Annotated in this window: 17 protein-coding genes; 5 read left to right on the top strand and 12 right to left on the bottom strand. The window is 70.7% G+C overall.

Annotated features, from left to right (window positions below; all coding sequences use genetic code 11):
* The coding region (locus AC08OU_RS11280; RefSeq protein WP_476604858.1) for a D-arabinono-1,4-lactone oxidase at positions 1-1,300 on the top strand (1,300 nt) is incomplete at its 5' end.
* A gap of 69 nt (positions 1,301-1,369) precedes the next feature.
* Here AC08OU_RS11280 and AC08OU_RS11275 read toward each other — a convergent pair.
* From AC08OU_RS11275 to AC08OU_RS11240, 8 genes are all read right to left on the bottom strand, one after another.
* Entirely contained in the window at positions 1,370-2,098 is a 729-nt protein-coding gene (locus AC08OU_RS11275; RefSeq protein WP_476600154.1) for an ABC transporter ATP-binding protein, read from the bottom strand.
* A complete protein-coding gene (locus tag AC08OU_RS11270) occupies positions 2,098-3,057 on the bottom strand; it encodes an ABC transporter ATP-binding protein (protein WP_462187301.1) in 960 nt (319 codons plus the stop codon). Before AC08OU_RS11270 ends, AC08OU_RS11275 begins: the two co-directional genes overlap by 1 nt.
* Positions 3,054-4,445 (bottom strand): branched-chain amino acid ABC transporter permease, encoded by a 1,392-nt coding sequence (locus AC08OU_RS11265; protein ID WP_476600156.1) that lies wholly within the window; start codon positions 4,443-4,445, stop codon positions 3,054-3,056. Before AC08OU_RS11265 ends, AC08OU_RS11270 begins: the two co-directional genes overlap by 4 nt.
* Positions 4,442-5,374: a branched-chain amino acid ABC transporter permease gene (locus tag AC08OU_RS11260; protein ID WP_476600158.1), complete on the bottom strand. Its 933-nt coding sequence runs from the start codon at positions 5,372-5,374 to the stop codon at positions 4,442-4,444. The genes AC08OU_RS11265 and AC08OU_RS11260 overlap by 4 nt, the downstream gene beginning before the upstream one ends.
* Positions 5,375-5,446: 72 nt before the next feature.
* Positions 5,447-6,616 (bottom strand): branched-chain amino acid ABC transporter substrate-binding protein, encoded by a 1,170-nt coding sequence (locus AC08OU_RS11255; protein ID WP_476600159.1) that lies wholly within the window; start codon positions 6,614-6,616, stop codon positions 5,447-5,449.
* Between the two features lie 55 nt (positions 6,617-6,671).
* Positions 6,672-7,907 (bottom strand): CoA transferase, encoded by a 1,236-nt coding sequence (locus tag AC08OU_RS11250; protein WP_476600161.1) that lies wholly within the window; start codon positions 7,905-7,907, stop codon positions 6,672-6,674.
* The gene (locus AC08OU_RS11245; RefSeq protein ID WP_476600163.1) at positions 7,904-8,242 is read right to left on the bottom strand and encodes a hypothetical protein; all 339 of its coding nucleotides are present in this window, start codon (positions 8,240-8,242) and stop codon (positions 7,904-7,906) included. Before AC08OU_RS11245 ends, AC08OU_RS11250 begins: the two co-directional genes overlap by 4 nt.
* Before the next feature lie 412 nt (positions 8,243-8,654).
* A complete protein-coding gene (locus AC08OU_RS11240) occupies positions 8,655-9,686 on the bottom strand; it encodes an asparaginase (protein ID WP_462187296.1) in 1,032 nt (343 codons plus the stop codon).
* A gap of 94 nt (positions 9,687-9,780) precedes the next feature.
* Here AC08OU_RS11240 and AC08OU_RS11235 point away from each other — a divergent pair, with 94 nt between their 5' ends.
* Both AC08OU_RS11235 and AC08OU_RS11230 read left to right on the top strand, forming a co-directional pair.
* Positions 9,781-10,011, top strand: coding sequence for an FmdB family zinc ribbon protein (locus AC08OU_RS11235; RefSeq protein ID WP_476600165.1), 231 nt, complete (start codon positions 9,781-9,783; stop codon positions 10,009-10,011).
* Positions 9,984-10,262 carry a hypothetical protein gene (locus tag AC08OU_RS11230; RefSeq protein WP_476600167.1) on the top strand — a complete coding sequence of 93 codons (279 nt, stop codon included), beginning with the start codon at positions 9,984-9,986 and terminating at the stop codon, positions 10,260-10,262. The genes AC08OU_RS11235 and AC08OU_RS11230 overlap by 28 nt, the downstream gene beginning before the upstream one ends.
* Before the next feature lie 71 nt (positions 10,263-10,333).
* Here AC08OU_RS11230 and AC08OU_RS11225 read toward each other — a convergent pair whose 3' ends face one another.
* Complete coding sequence (locus AC08OU_RS11225; RefSeq protein ID WP_462203186.1) at positions 10,334-10,588, bottom strand: hypothetical protein; 255 nt, start codon at positions 10,586-10,588, stop codon at positions 10,334-10,336.
* Between the two features lie 81 nt (positions 10,589-10,669).
* Positions 10,670-11,098, bottom strand: coding sequence for a DUF2795 domain-containing protein (locus tag AC08OU_RS11220; protein ID WP_462189146.1), 429 nt, complete (start codon positions 11,096-11,098; stop codon positions 10,670-10,672).
* 126 nt (positions 11,099-11,224) lie between these two features.
* On the opposite strand from AC08OU_RS11220, the gene AC08OU_RS11215 reads away from it, so the two are divergent.
* Entirely contained in the window at positions 11,225-12,121 is an 897-nt protein-coding gene (locus AC08OU_RS11215; RefSeq protein ID WP_476604857.1) for a Rieske (2Fe-2S) protein, read from the top strand.
* Between the two features lie 14 nt (positions 12,122-12,135).
* On the opposite strand, the gene AC08OU_RS11210 is transcribed toward AC08OU_RS11215, so the two are convergent.
* Both AC08OU_RS11210 and AC08OU_RS11205 read right to left on the bottom strand, forming a co-directional pair.
* On the bottom strand, positions 12,136-12,999 hold the full coding sequence (locus AC08OU_RS11210; RefSeq protein ID WP_476602373.1) for a metallophosphoesterase family protein: 864 nt from the start codon (positions 12,997-12,999) through the stop codon (positions 12,136-12,138).
* Positions 12,996-13,979: a nucleotidyltransferase gene (locus tag AC08OU_RS11205; RefSeq protein WP_462189149.1), complete on the bottom strand. Its 984-nt coding sequence runs from the start codon at positions 13,977-13,979 to the stop codon at positions 12,996-12,998. Before AC08OU_RS11205 ends, AC08OU_RS11210 begins: the two co-directional genes overlap by 4 nt.
* A gap of 340 nt (positions 13,980-14,319) precedes the next feature.
* On the opposite strand from AC08OU_RS11205, the gene AC08OU_RS11200 reads away from it, so the two are divergent.
* A complete protein-coding gene (locus AC08OU_RS11200; protein ID WP_476604856.1) occupies positions 14,320-14,868 on the top strand; it encodes a MarR family winged helix-turn-helix transcriptional regulator in 549 nt (182 codons plus the stop codon).
* Positions 14,869-14,943: the final 75 nt, after the last annotated feature.

Raw genomic sequence — 14,943 nt, 5'->3', positions numbered from 1 at the left:
GTCCCCCCGGTCGGTGCGCCTCGCCCGCCCCCGCGACGCGGAGGAGCTCTCCGCCCTGGTCGGTACCGCCGTCCGGGACGGTCATCAGATCCGAGCGATCGGATCGTCCCATTCCATGAGCGCCATCGGCCGCCCGGACCCGGGCTCCGTCCAGGTCTGCCTGGACAGGTGCGCCGACCTCGTTGCCCTGGACGGCGGCAGCGGCCTGGTGACGGTGCGCGGTGGGATGACCATGCGCCGGCTGAACCGGCTGCTCGCGGAGGCCGGGCTCGCCCTGACCAACCAGGGCGACGTCGACGAGGTGACCATCGCGGGTGCCATCTCAACCGGCACCCACGGCACCGGGGCCCGCTTCGGCGGCCTGTGCACCCAGGTCCGGGCGCTCGAGGTGGTGCTCGGCGACGGCAGCGTGGTCACCTGTTCACGCGGCGAACGTCCCGAGTTGTTCGCCGCCGCCCGGCTGGGCCTGGGTGCCGTCGGCGTCGTCACGTCGGTCACCCTGCAGGCGGTGCCGCTGTTCGCCCTGCAGGTCCAGGAGGGTCCGATGCGCCTGGACAAGGTCCTCGACTCCTACGACGAGCTCGTCGACCAGACCGACTACCTTCGCTTCTCGTGGTTTCCGCACACCACGACGGCCCTGGTCAGACGCGGTCAGCGGCGTCCGCTCGACGACGGCCTGGCGCCGCTGCCCCGGCTGCGCTGCTGGGTCGACGACGAACTGGTGTCGAACACCCTCTTTGGCGCGCTGATGACGACGGGCCGGCGGATGCCCGCGGCGGTGCGGCCCATCGCGCACGTCAGCGCGCGGGCGTCGGGCAGCCGCACGTTCCGCGACCTGTCCTACCGGGTGTTCACCTCCCACCGCCGGGTCCGGTTCAAGGAGATGGAGTACGCCCTCCCCCGTGCCGATCTCGCCGCGACGCTGCGTGAGCTGGTCTACGCCATGGGGAGCGCGGACGTGCGCGCCGTCTTCCCGGTGGAGCTCCGATGCGCCGCCGCGGACGAGATCCCGATGTCGACGGCGTACGGCCGCGGCACCGCCTACATCGCCGTGCACATGGATCACCGCGGTGCGCACGGCGACTACTTCGACCTCGCCGAGAAAATCATGTTGTCGGTCGGCGGCCGGCCGCACTGGGGCAAACTGCATTCGCTGGACGCGGCGACGCTGCGTGGGCTCTATCCCCGTTTCGACGACTTCCTGGCCGTGCGCGACGCCGCCGACCCGACCGGGGTGTTCGCGAACGCGTACCTCGACCGCGTCCTCGGCTCACCGGCCGGCGCCCCCAACTCTCGGTGACCTGACCACGGCACGCCACGGCGGTTTCTCGCCGATGTGGCGACGGGCGGAGCCGCGGTCGCGGGCGGTTCAGCCCGCGGTGGTCCGGCCGCCGACGTCCCCGCCGAGGTAGGCCTGCCGGACCCGGTCGTCGGCCAGCAGGCTCGCGGCGGTGCCCGCCAGCACGACCTCGCCGGTCTCCAGCACGTAGCCACGGCCCGCGATCCGCAGCGCCGAGGCCGCGTTCTGCTCGACCAGCAGCACCGCGACCCCCTCCCGGTTGATCTCCGCGATCACCTCGAAGATAGTCTGAACGATCATCGGGGCCAACCCCATCGACGGCTCGTCGAGGAGCATCAGCCGGGGACGGCTCATCAGCGCGCGTCCGATCGCGAGCATCTGCTGCTCGCCGCCGGACAACGTGCCTCCCGGCTGCGCGACCCGCTCGGCCAGCCGGGGGAAGAGCGCGAACACCCGGTCGAGGTCGGTCCGCACGTGCCGGCGATCGTGGTAGGCGCCCATCAGGAGGTTCTCGCGGACACTCATGCTCGGGAAGATCCGCCGGCCCTCGGGCACGTGGCTCACCCCCCGGCCGACGAGTTCGTGCGCCGGAATCGACGACAACGGGCGACCGTCCAGCCACGCCTGTCCCGCCCGGGGCCGCAGCAGTCCGGAGATCGTCCGCAGCGTGGTCGTCTTGCCGGCGCCGTTGGCCCCGAGCAGGGTGACGATCTCGCCCTCAGCCACCTCCAGGCTGACGCCGCGCAGGGCGGTGACGGCGCCGTAGGCGACCTCGACACCGGCCAGAGTCAGCAGCATCAGCGCAGTTCCTTCCACCCGGCAGGGCCGGCCGGGCTGGGATCCGCCGTATCGGGATCCGCCGCGCCGGCGTCGGCTAGGCCCAGGTACGCCTCGATGACCGCCGGGTCCCGCTGGACCTCCGCCGGCGTGCCGGACGCGATGATCCGGCCGAAGTTGAGCACCACCACCGAGGTCGCCACCGACATGACCAGCCGCATGTCATGCTCGATGAGCAGGACCGACACCCCGGTGCCCGCGATCCGGATGATCAGCTCCACCAGGTCGCGCTTCTCCGCCGGGTTCGTGCCGGCCGCGGGCTCGTCGAGCAGCAGCAGGCGCGGCTCGGTACCGAGCGCCCGGGCGATCTCCAGCCGGCGTTGCTCGCCGTAGGGCAGCGACGCGGCGAGCTCGTGCGCCCGGTGCGGCAGGCCCACGAGCTCGAGCAGCTCCAGCGCGTGCCGCACGCCGTCACGCTCGGCCCGCCGGGCGCCCGGCAGCCCCAGCACCGCGGCCAGCGGCCCGTACCGCTGCCGCACCTCGGTCCCGATCTGGACGTTCTCCAGCGCCGACAGAGCGGGGAAGAGCCGGATGTTCTGGAAGGTCCGGGCGACGCCGAGCCGGGTGATAGCGTGCGGGCGGCGCCCCACCAGCTCGGCCGGCCAGCCGGGCCGGGGCCAGAAGGTGACCGATCCCTGCTGCGGGCGGTATGCCCCGGTGAGGCAGTTGAACAGCGAGGTCTTGCCGGCCCCGTTCGGTCCGATCACCGCCAGGATCTCGCCTCGGCGCTGGCGCAGTGAGACGCCGTCGAGGCTGGTCACACCCCCGAACCGCAGCGCCAGGCCGCGGGCCTCCACCACCAGGTCCTCCGGGCCTCCGCCGCGCCCGGCGTCCCCGCGGCCCTGGCTGTCCCCGCGCTGCCGGCCCCGGGAGCGCCGGTGTCCCGGCGGCGAGACGCGGTGCGCTCCGCCCCTGGTCACGGCTTGCCTCCCGTGGGCGCGGCGCCCAGGGAGTCCGCCGCGCCGATGCCGGCCTCCGCAAGCTGGATCTCCCGACGCCGTCGGCGCGACGGCACGAGTCCCTGCGGACGGAAGATCATCATGATCACGATGACGGCCCCGAAGTAGATGTACCGGTCCGCGGGCGGGACCTTGTCGCGCAGGTAGAAGGCGATGCCCTGGAGGACGACGGCACCGACCACCACCCCGAGCCGGGAACCCATCCCGCCGAAGATGACGACGGCGACGACGAAGAACGACGCCTGCAGGCTGAAGCTCTGCGGGTTGAAGAACTGTTTGGAGGCGAAGAGCACGCCGGCGAAGCCCGACACCGAGGCGCCGATAGCGAAGGCGAGCAGCTTCATCCGCAGGGTCGCGACCCCGGTCGCCTCGGCGGCGATCTCGTCCTCGCGGATCGCCGCCCAGGCCCGGCCGATCCTGGACCGTTCCAGCCGACCGAAGGCGATCATGACTCCGACGATGATGACCAGGAGCAGGTAATAATACGGTAGCGGGTCGATGCCGCACTCGTAGTCGAGGCCGAGCAGGTTGATCGACAGGTGCGGAACGCCGAAGGCCCCCCGGGCACCGTTCGTGATGTTGTCGGCGTTGTTCGCGATCAGATGGATGATCTCACCGAAACCGAGCGTGACGATCGCCAGGTAGTCACCCCGCAGCCGCAGCGTCGGCGCGCCCAGGACGACGCCGGCGAGCGCGGCGAGGACCAGCGCAATCGGGAAGACGAAGAACGGGTTGAGCACGAAAGGCGCGTGCCACGGCATCGCGGTCTGTGAGGTGAAGTAGGCCGTCGTGTAGGCACCGATGGCGAAGAAGGCGATGTAGCCGAGGTCGAGCAGGCCGGCGTAGCCGACCACGACGTTCAGGCCCAGTGCGAGCAGCGCGTAGATGCCGATGTCGTTGACCATCGACTGCTGCGCGGCGGTCGAGACGACCAGCGGGGCAATGATCGCGACCGCCAGGAGCGTCAGGTTCAGCGCGATCGAGCCGCCCCGGGTGGCGTAGGCCGCACTCACCGGCCCCCGGAGGCCGGCCGCCAGCCGGCCCGCCGCGCCCCGCAATTCGACGCCGAGCGCCAGGACGATCCACAACGCGACGGCGAGCCCCAGGTAGGGCAGGATCCGCGCGTCCAGCACCGAATCCTGAAATGCCTTCAGCGGTTTGTCGGAGCCCCCGGCCGGACCGGTCACCACCGCGGCGAGCACACCCACCAGCAGCAGTACCCCGAGCTGGCGCAGCCGGGCCGGGGAGAACAGCACGGCCGGACGCAGCAATGCGCCCGGCGGGCCGCCACCAGGCTCGCCACCCGCCCCGGCGGTCGGCGGGCGGGCGGACGACGTCGCAGCGCTCACGCTGCCCTCCCCAGACGTTCCCCGAGCAGGCCGGACGGTCGGATCATCAGGATGCCGACCAGGACCAGGAAAGCGATCACGTCCTTGTAGGACGCCTGGAAGATGTATCCGCCGTAGCTTTCCACCAATCCGAGGAGCAGGCCGCCGAGCATCGCCCCGCGCACGTTGCCGATGCCGCCGAGGACCGCGGCGGTGAACGCCTTCACTCCGGGGACGAACCCCATGCTGTACGAGGCGTTGAACGTCATCGCGTACAGGAAGCCGCCGGCTCCGGCCAGCAGGCCGCCGAGCACGAACGTGACGATGATGATGCGTTCGACGTTCACGCCCATGAGAACCGCGGTGTCGGCGTCCTGGGCCACCGCGCGGATGCCCTGCCCGAGCCGGGTCCCCGTGACCAGCCGGTCCAGTCCGACCAGCATCGCGATCGCGACCGCGAAGATGACCAGCGACTGGGTGGAGACGCCCGCTCCGAACAGCGTGAACACCGTTCCGTCGGTGAACAGGTTGGGCAGGGCCACGTTCTGCCGGCCGAACTCCTTGCCGGCGAGGTTCACCGCGAACAGCGAGGCCCCGATGGCGCTGATGAGGTAGGCCAGCCGGGGGGCGGAACGGCGCCGCAGCGGCCGGTACGCCACCCGTTCGAGCGTGAAGGCGGCGAGCCCGCCGCAGATCGCGCCGGCGCCAAGACCCATGGTCACCAGGCCCACCGATTCGAGGCCGCCCGGGACCGAGCCGTCCCCGGGCAGCAGGGCGCGGGCGGCAAACAGCCCGCCGAAGGATCCCAGCATGAAGACCTCGCTGTGCGCGAAGTTGATGAGCTGGAGGACTCCGTAGACGAGGGTGTACCCGAGCGCGATGACCGCGTACAGGGAGCCGACCGTCAGACCGTCGACGGTCAGCTGCCAGAACTGGTCGAGGAAACCCATCCGTGTGCCTCGTTCACCACCAGGCGAAGCGGTGGCCGGACGTCCCACCCCCGGCCACCGCCCGCACCGACATCAGGACTTGACCAGGTCCGCGATGTTGCCGAGAACGGTGATCTGTCCGCCCTTGACCTGGTAGACGAACACGTTGGAGCCCTTGACCTCGCCATTCGGCTCGAACGCCACGGTCTTCGTGATGCCGGGGAAGTTCACGGAACCGAACGCGCCGGCCACGGACTCCCGGGTGACGTCCTTGCCGAGCTTCTTGAAGACGTCCGCGAGGGCGAGCGTGGCGTCGTAGGCCTCACCGGAATAGGTGCCGGGCTTCGCCCCGTTGTTGACCTTCTTGTAGGACGCGACGAAGGACGCGGCCTTCGGGTCGGTGTTGGCGTCGCCGCAGGGGCAGGTGAGGTAGGCACCCTCGGCCGCGGCGGCCCCGGCCTGCGCGACGTACTGCGGGTCGAGCGAGCCGTCACCACTGATGATCTTTCTGGTGAAGCCCTTGCTCTTCAGCGCCTTCGACAGCAGCGCGAACTCGGGGTAGTAGCCGGAGTAGTAGAGGACCTCGGGCGCGGCAGCAATGATCTTCGTTGCCTCGGACGTGTAGTCCTTGGTCGGGTTGATGCCGTCGTGGGTCACGTTGACGCCCTTGGCCTTGAGCTCGGCCTCCAGCGCACCCGACAGGCCCGTGCCGTACTCGCTCTTGTCGTCCAGCGAGTACACCTTCGTCGCCTTGAGCACCGTGGCGATGTAGTCGGCCGCGGCCTTGCCCTGCACGGTGTCCGGGGCGATGACCCGGTAGAAGGTCTTGAAGCCCAGGGTAGTGAGCGCGGGGTTCGTCGCCGACGGGCTCACCGACAGCAGTCCGGCCTGGGTGTAGGCCGGCTCGCTCGCCTTGGTCGCGCCGGAGAACATCGGGCCGACCACCGCGACGACCTTGGAGTCATCGATCAGCTTCTGGGCGGCCGTCGGGCCCTGATCCGGCGAGCCACCGTCGTCGGACTCGGCGAGCTTGAGCTGGAACGGCGCGCTCGCATCCGCGTTGACCTCGGCGATCGCCGTCCGGACGCCGTAGAGGGCGTTCAGACCGAGCTGCTGGCTGTCGCCCGAGAGAACTCCCTGGAAGCCGATCGTGATGATCTGCTTCCCGTCCGAGGACGAACCACTGTCACTCCCACAGGCCACCGCGGTCAACGCCACGGTCGCGGCAAGGGCTATCACTCCCAGGAGCGGGCGCCTACCCATGCAATTCCTCCTCCGGTCCCGCCGGACCCGACTCCGATGCCGTGGCCCGGCCCAATCACCCCGACCCAGTCACCCCGATGCGCCCGGCCCGCGAGCCGGTGCGCCACCGCCTAGAGAATGACGGGCTGACCAGCATCAATTCGCACCGCCCCCCCCCCGGATGGGCGGGCCGGCGCACGGTGGACACGCCGACGCGATCCCGCGGAACCCGGCACCTCAGCATGGCTATGCCCAGACCGCCGGGCTGGTGCCCAGCTGTGCCGGCGGGGAGATCCAGCTCGGCGCGACGCCGGCCACAGTGGCGGCCGGGCGGATGTACGACAGGGGTCCGAACTCGCTGTTCATCGTGGCGCAGAACTCCTCGACATCCTCCCGGGTCGGGTCGGGTCGGGTCGGAGAGCGCGAGCGTGTCGTGGTGTCCCAGCCCCTGCAGCCAACGACCGGTCCGGGCCAGGGACACACCGACGTGCCAGCTGCCCCCCTCGGTCGCCCGGCGCGCCAGCGCGTCCAGCACCCCGTAGACGGTGAGGTAGCCGGTCGCGTGATCGAGGGCCTGTGCCGGCAGCGGCACGGGGCGGTCGGACCCGGTCACCGCCGCGGCGGCGGTCGCGATGCCGGACGCGGTCTGGACCAGACTGTCGAACCCGCGCAGACCGCTCCAGGGGCCCTGCCGTCCGTACGCGGTGATGGTCGCGCAGACGATGCCCGGCCGGATCCTGGCGACCGCCTCCGGGCCGAAGCCGAGCCGGTCGAGGGCCATCGGCCGGTAGGCCTGGAGCACCACGTCCGCCGAGGCGATCAGCTCGCGCAGCCGGCGGGCGTCCGCGGCCACCCGCAGGTTGAGGAAGGCGTTGCGCTTGCCGGACCCGGTGTCGACGAGCACCGTGTGCACCTCCGGCAGGTGGGCGGCGCCGACCCGCAGGACGTCGGCTCCGTAGGCGGCCAGCGTGCGACCGGCGACGGGACCGGCGATGACCCGGGTCAGGTCGAGCACCCGCAGACCCGCGGCCGGCGTCTCGGCCAGGGGCGCGGCGAGCACCGGGCCGTCGCCGAGCCGGCGCACCTCGACGAGGGGAAGCTCGTCGACCGCCCGGGCCTGCCTGTGCTCGCGCCATTCCCGCTCGCTGCGGGCCATGCTGGCGCACAGACCCATGGCGTGCAGCTCGAGTTCCAGCGGCTCGGCCTCGAAACGGCGGATGACCCGTTCGACGGCGGCGCGCTCGCCCGGCGTCCCAAGAAGATCCAGGATCCCGTTGCGGTGGTGCGGGAAGTTACAGTGCAGCTGGATCACCGGTCGTCCCCGGTGCGGTAATACCCGGAGATCGCGTCCCACGGGCTCGGCGGTGGCTTGCCGGCCATCCGCAGGTACCGTTCGCTGCGGAAGACCGCGCTCGCGTGACGGGTGTCCACGGTGACCTCCGGCGGGGCCCCGCCGCCGCGGGCCGCGAGCAGGCGGCTGGCCCCGACAGCCGCGGCCGCCACCGACGCGGCCGCCATCATCGTCACCCGGTAGAGGCTGGGAAGGACGTCGGCGGGCCCGGTCACGGTCAGCCGCTCGGCGATGTCCGGATCCTGTACCAGCGACGCGACCTCGGTGACGATCTCCGAGTTCTGCCGTTGCCCCATCCACCCATCCTGTCCCACCCTGGCACGCACGCTGCGCCCCGAGCGCACCGTCGGCCGAACCGGAACAAGGCCGGCATGACCGACAAGACGATCCTGGGAGCCAAGAGCCGCAATGCACAGAAAATCCTACTTTGCGTGCTGTCCCGGCCTCCGGACTCTCGCTCGCCCCCCGGGCCGCCCAAGGCCCATTCTGGTCATGTGTAGGTACTTTCGCCATGACACCGGGCTCGCAGTCGCCCGGTCGGGTGGTCGGCGATGGCAGGAGACACCCCGTGCGCGTGCAACGCTCGCTGTACGAGGTGCTGGACGTGCCGCCCAGCGCCACCGCCGAGCAGATCCGGCATACCTACCGCGTGGCCGCCCGCCGCACCCATCCCGGCGGCCGGTGGTTCGTCACCGGCCTTCGATCGGGTCAGACCGGTAGCCGCACGCGTAGGGAACCGGCCGGGCGCCCGCCGCCGAGCACCGTGGGCGCCCCGAGCACGGCGAGCTGAGCGAAGTCGAGCTCCAGGTGCCCGGGGGCGTCCGGACCGGGAAGAGCACCCAGGCGGGTCAGTACGGCCAGCGCGACCGGGATGCCGGGCCGCCCGCTCCCATCCGCGATCTTGACCGCGACCACGTGACCCTCGGGCGTCGCCACCACCGTGACACCCTCGGCGCCGTTCTTCGCGACGACGCCGGGTACCGCCCGCATCAGGTCGGTGTCGGACCGGCCGACACCCCCGATCAGCTCGGGATGCGCCCGCATGGCGTTGATGACCCGCCACTCGGGGCTGCCCGGCGCAGCCCGGACCATCGCCCGCAGTCCGCGGGCCAGGCCCGTGAGCGAGAACGCGAACAATGGGGCCCCGCACCCGTCCACGCTGGTCGCGACGATCTCCTCGCCGGCCAGCTCCTCGATCGTGCGCCGGATCACCTGCTGCAACGGATGATCGGGATCGGTGTAGTTCTCGATCGGCCAGCCGGCCGCTACGCAGCAGGCGATCATCCCCGCATGCTTGCCGGAGCAGTTCATCAGCACCGGCTCCGCGCGGCCCCCGGAGCGAAGGTGCGCCTGGGCCGCGGCCGGGCCCAACGGAAGATCGGCGGGACAGCGCAGGGTGTCGATGGAGACGCCCGCCACCGAGAGGATCTCCAGCACCCGCGCGAGATGCACCGGCTCGCCGCTGTGGGAACTCGACACAATGGCAAGCAGGTCACCGGGGATCTCCCGGCTCAGGAAGATGCCGTCCAGCCCGGCACGAAGCATCGCGGCGGCCTGAAGGGGCTTGACCGCCGACCGGGGGAAGATCGGGTGGTCGGGCACGCCGACGATGAGCGCACCGTCCCCGTCCCGACCGAGGCCGATGACGGTGCCGTGATGGCAACTCTCCACGAACGGCGCACCGCTGCGCAGCCCCCGGACAACCTCGACGACCAGCTGCGGGCCCTCCGGCGGCTGCATACAGCCAGCCTACGTCGGGCCTTCTCCCGCTCACCCGTTCTCGCCACCCGCCGAATCCGACGCTCGCCTCACGACGGCCGCCTATCCTGGTGCCGTGCCTGCCTATGACTACCGCTGCCGGGTATGTGACGCATCGTTCGAGGTCCGCCGCAGCATGCACGAGTCCGTGCCGGACAGCGCGGTGAGCTGCCCCTCCGGACACACCGAGACCTCGCGGATCTTCTCTGCGATCGCCGTCAGCCGCGGCTCGGCCACGCCGGCTCCGGCCACGGCCGCGCCGTCCGCCGGCGGGGGCGCGTGCTGCGGCGGTGGCTGCTGCGGCTGACGCCACCGTTCGCCCTGACGCCACCGTTCATCCGGGGTGGCTCACCCGCGGTGGCGATGGATGCCCGCGGCCTGCGATTTCGTCGGCCCACGCGCCGCCCGGGTCCGCGGGCCGACATCCACCTGACGGTCCCGCTGGCCGCCGCACGCGGCGGCCCGGTCCTCCACCAGCCGCCGTCGCAACAGCCGCAGGGTATCTTCCCGCTCGGTCTGATCCAGACCGGCGACGAGGGTCTGCAGCAGATCACCTGATCCGGGTCGTTGGTCGCCATAGCCGAACCCACTCGTACCCATGGGCGTGTCCTACCCAGGCCACCGGCGTGTCACGCAGTCCCGGGCCCACGGGAACAAGGCACCGGGCCACCGTCGTCTCCGCCACGCCTCCCGCACCCCCGCAGCACCCCCCGCAGCCGAGCGCGGACGACCCGGCGATCGATGGCCCGCGGGCCGAGCACCATGATCCATGCGATACCCAGCGCCCACAAGCCGGCGAGGGCACCGAAGGCAAAAACGTTGAAGGCTCCGATCATCGCGAAGCCGACGAGCAGCAGAACGCTCGCGGCGAGCCCGCCACCCACGGGTGTTTCTATACCCCGCCGGCTACGGCGTCATACCGACTACTTCATGATGTTGATCATATTACGGGTCATCGGACGGATTCAGTGGCGCCGTGACTCCACGTGGGGAGGGCCGGGTCGCAGTACCCGCCACAGCGCGCCCAACGAGGTGAACTGGATGTCGGGCGGCGCACCGGCGACCTCGTCAACCACCCGGTCCGGGGCGTGCTGATGACGTAGATGATCCATGATCTCGTCACGATTGGCGGGGAAGACCGCCCGGCCGAGCCAGCGGGCGAGCTCGGAGCGTTCCTCGACGTCCACCGGCGTCATCCCGGCCGGCGCACCGACCCGCGACCCAGCGGCATCCAGGTTCTGCGGGCCACCGGTCGCTTCCTCGGGGAACGGTTCAGCGGAGCGCCATTCCTCCGCCCGCGTGTCCCGCCCGGCCCGCACGAGCCCCTCGACCTCGTGCGCCATGATGTCGTCGCGCATAGGGCCGTGCTTGGTGCTTCCGCGATCCACTGCCATGTTCTCGTTCCTTTCCGCTGTTTCAGTGGTGCGCGCTGACGGACGAAGCAAACCCGCGATCAGGCCACCCGGCATCTCCGGCCAGCAGATGTTCACGGCCAGCGATGGGCGGGAACACCGGCATCCATGGTGCGGATACCCCACAACGTGCTGGTCGGACCCGCCGAACGCCTGGAGCGGGCCGAAGCTCTCGACCCGGTGGCAGTAAAGATCCGTGACATGGTCCGCCGCTCCCTGCACGACGGCGCCATCCGGGACACCCTGCACGGCGTGCCGCTCGGCCACCCGCTGCATCCGGCGCTCGCCCAACTCCCCATCGGAACCTGGATCTCCGCGGGGATCGTGGACCTGCTCGCGGGACGTCACGAGGAGTCCGAACGGGCGGCCCGGGTGCTGATCGCCACGGGGTTGCTCGCAGCGGTCTCGGCCGCCGCCGCCGGCCTCGCCGACTACTCTGAGATGCATGAGCGCCAGCTGCGGGTCGGGGTGGCGCACGCCGCGACGAACAGTCTGGCGGCCTGCTGCTACGCCGCCTCGCTCGGCATCCGGTCGCGTGGCAACAGCCGCCTCGGCCGTCGTCTCGCGCTGCTCGGCCTCGCCGCGGCCAGCACGTCGGCCTACCTCGGCGGTCATCTGGCCTACCGGCAGGCGTCGGGGGTCAACCACGCCGAGGAGGTACCCCACCTGCTGCTGCCCGGTTGGCATCCGCTCGCCCTTCTGGACGAACTGGCGGACGGCCGACCCGAGGTGCGGCTGTTGCGGGATGTGCCGGTCGTCCTCCTCCGGAAAGGAGACCACGTCGACGTACTGGCCGGCCGGTGCAGCCACCTGTCCGGCCCACTGCACAAGGGAGAGATCATCCGAAGAGACGGCTTCACCTGCCTGCGCTGCCCCTGGCACGGCAGCACCTTCCGGGTGGCGGACGGCGCGGTGGTGCATGGTCCCGCGACCGCGCCCCAGCCGCGGTTCGATGTGTGGATCTCCGATGGTGAGGTCCGGGTACGGCTACCCGGGGCGGGATAGCTACCGCGGGATAGCTAACTGGGGCGGGATAGCGTCGAGGGGCTGTCCGCCGCGGAGCGGGGCGTCCCGGCGGCCGGGACGGCGGCCGGGACGCCGTCCGGGCTGGCGGCGCCAGCCGAGCGCTGTAGGCCCGCGCGGTCCGGGCCCGGGCGCCCGGTGGTGGCCATCTCGCCCACCCCGTAGAGCGCATAGGCTTTCCGGATCACCGGCCGGGCCACGTTGCGGACCGGCACCCCACCGGCCGTCGTCCCGTGCTCCGAACCGGCATGGGCGTGACCGTGCAGCGCAAGGCAGGCGGCTCCCGCGTCCACCGCCTCGGCAAGGTGGTAGCTGCCGAGAAACGGGAAGATCTCGGTTCGCTCGCCGATGAGCGTGTCTGGTACCGGGGCATAGTGCATCAAAGCTACGCGGAATTCGCAATCCAGACTTTCCAGCGCGCCACGCAGCCGGGATCCGGCGTCCTTCGTGTGCCGGATGAAAGCCTTCATCAGTGGTTCGCCGAAGTCGCTTCCGCTGGCCCCGGCGAACCCCCCGCCGAATCCCTTGACGCCGGCGATTCCGAGACGGCGGCCGTCGATGTCGAGGACCGTGCCGCAGCCTTCGAGGACGGTCACGCCAGCGTCGGTCAGCATTTCGGTGATTTCGTTCTCGGCACCGCCGTGGTAGTCGTGATTACCCAGGACGGCGACGACGGGCACCCCGGCGTCCGCCACCTCGGCCGCGACGATCTCGGCCTCGGCCGGCAGCCCCCGCTGAGTGAGATCACCGGCCAACAGCAGCACGTCCGCCCGACCGGCAAGTCCACGCAGCAGGGGTGCGAAGGTTCCGCGGCTGTCCACGCCCAGGTGGATGTCGCCGACGGCGGCAATTCTGATCATGAGATGGTCTCCACGTTCGGCGGTGCCTCGGTCGGCATCCCCCGATCCGCGATGGTGACCTCGTTACTCACCAGGCGTCCGGGAAGCGCCTCGGCGAGCACATCCGCGACGGCCCGGCGGCGGGCGTCCGTGGCGACCTCGCCCTCGACCAGGATCTGCTGGCCATCCACCACCACCTCCAGCCCGAGCTCGGCCACCCTCGGATCCTCGGCGAGGCGTTCGTGCAGGTCACCGGCGAGGTACTCATCGGCCTCAGTGAGGTCCAGTACCCCGTACCCGGCGGTGTCGGCGACCCGCTTCGCGGTCCCGGCCTGCTCCGCCCCACCCGCTGGCACCGCCCCACCCGCTGGCACCAACGGGCCGTGCGGACGTGAACCCGTGGGGGTGCCCCCGGCCGACGGAGCACCTTCGGCCGACACCGCACGACCGGCGGCCGGGATCAGGTTGAGCCGGGTGGCCACGAGCAGGGCCGCCTCGGCGAAGGGGGAAGTGGCCGTCGCGCGACGCACCTGATCCCAGTCGACCTGCTCCCGCATCGCTCTGATCATCGGTATCACGCGAGCGAGATCACAGTACCGTTCCTCCAGGGCCAGCAGGGTCATCTCAAACCAGTCGGTGGCATCCAGCACGGGCATGCGCACCGAGTCCACCGACATCTCGCTGGACCGCTCCAGCATCTGCTGGGTCACCGCCCGACCCACCGGATGGTGGATGAGATCGACCAGCACCTCGCCGTCAAACACCTTGGTGAGCCAGTCCTCGGGTGAGTCGACCGGGCGCAGGCCGGCGTTCGCGAGCACCTCGACCGCCCGCGGCACGTCGTCCTCGCGCAGCATGAAATCGACGTCGTGGACCGGCTCGGGGCCGCCCCGGGCCCAGCAGGCGTAGCTGCCCCCGAGAGCGAACGGGATGCCCGCCTCCTTCAGGGTCACAGCCACGCGTTTCAGACTCTCCCGTAGGCCTCTGGGCGCATCCTCCATACCGCTGCCCGTACCCGCGGGAACCACGCGACGCACCTCGCGTACCCCACCGAAGTCGGGCGGCAGGTAGCTGTCGCGATTGCGACACCCCTAAATGACTACCTCAAAGCGGTGACAAGACTACTACAGAAGCATGGGGATGTCCGGCTATCCGTAGTTATAATTTCACTACATGCCACAAGAGTTACCACTTCGACGCCTGATAGGCACCTGAATCTCACAGCTTGACGACACCGAGCGTCGACATGAGCGATGATGACCTTCGCGGCAAACCTGTCGCCCGCCTACTTCGACACCGGATTGGAAGCGAACCCTGAACACGCGCACACGATCCGACCAGTTGGCCAGGGCCCTCGGAGGGGAAACAGCCGCACCGGAGAACTCCGGCGAACGTCTCCCTGGACCACGCGCCACTGGGCCGGCCACCCTGACCTCGCGGCCGGTCGCCCCGGGCGGCCACGGCGTGGTCGACCTGTCCAGCCATCCCGGCCAGCTGGCCCGCCGGCTCCAGCAGGTGACCTATCAGCTCTGGACCACCACCGTCTCAACCGAGACGACGCCTCCGCAGTTCGTGGTCCTCAACAGCCTGCTCGCTGATCCCGATATTGATCAGCGCACGCTCGGAGAACGAGCCTCCCTGGATCGGTCGACGGTGGCCGATGTGGTGGCGAGGCTCGTGCAGCGTGGGCTCATCCGCCGGGTCCGTGACCCGCGTGATGGCCGGCGCAATGTCCTGCGGCTGACCAAGCGGGGAGAGTCGACCCACGGCCAGGTGGCGGACCGCATCGACCAGATGAACGACAAGCTGCTGGCGCCGCTGTCCGAGGAGGAACAGACCGCCCTGTTGTCGATGTTGGCCCGCATCGTCGACCAGGATAGGCCCTATTAGGGCCTGTTTGGGAAGTTCATCGGGGCAGCCATTCGTTGATCGCGGCGATGGTGACTGTTGCTTCGTAGCGGACGG

Source organism: Frankia sp. CcMO1 (assembly GCF_977945845.1).
Note: the sequence above shows the minus strand (reverse complement) of the source record. Positions and strands in the feature narration are given on the sequence as shown.

Coding starts and splice junctions, on each gene's coding strand:
- AC08OU_RS11275 (WP_476600154.1), bottom strand. CDS start 2,098: ATGCTGCTGACTCTGGCCGGTGTCGAGGTCGCCTACGGCGCCGTCACC.
- AC08OU_RS11260 (WP_476600158.1), bottom strand. CDS start 5,374: ATGGGTTTCCTCGACCAGTTCTGGCAGCTGACCGTCGACGGTCTGACG.
- AC08OU_RS11255 (WP_476600159.1), bottom strand. CDS start 6,616: ATGGGTAGGCGCCCGCTCCTGGGAGTGATAGCCCTTGCCGCGACCGTG.
- AC08OU_RS11245 (WP_476600163.1), bottom strand. CDS start 8,242: ATGGGGCAACGGCAGAACTCGGAGATCGTCACCGAGGTCGCGTCGCTG.
- AC08OU_RS11240 (WP_462187296.1), bottom strand. CDS start 9,686: ATGCAGCCGCCGGAGGGCCCGCAGCTGGTCGTCGAGGTTGTCCGGGGG.
- AC08OU_RS11220 (WP_462189146.1), bottom strand. CDS start 11,098: ATGGCAGTGGATCGCGGAAGCACCAAGCACGGCCCTATGCGCGACGAC.
- AC08OU_RS11215 (WP_476604857.1), top strand. CDS start 11,225: ATGGTGCGGATACCCCACAACGTGCTGGTCGGACCCGCCGAACGCCTG.
- AC08OU_RS11210 (WP_476602373.1), bottom strand. CDS start 12,999: ATGATCAGAATTGCCGCCGTCGGCGACATCCACCTGGGCGTGGACAGC.
- AC08OU_RS11205 (WP_462189149.1), bottom strand. CDS start 13,979: ATGGAGGATGCGCCCAGAGGCCTACGGGAGAGTCTGAAACGCGTGGCT.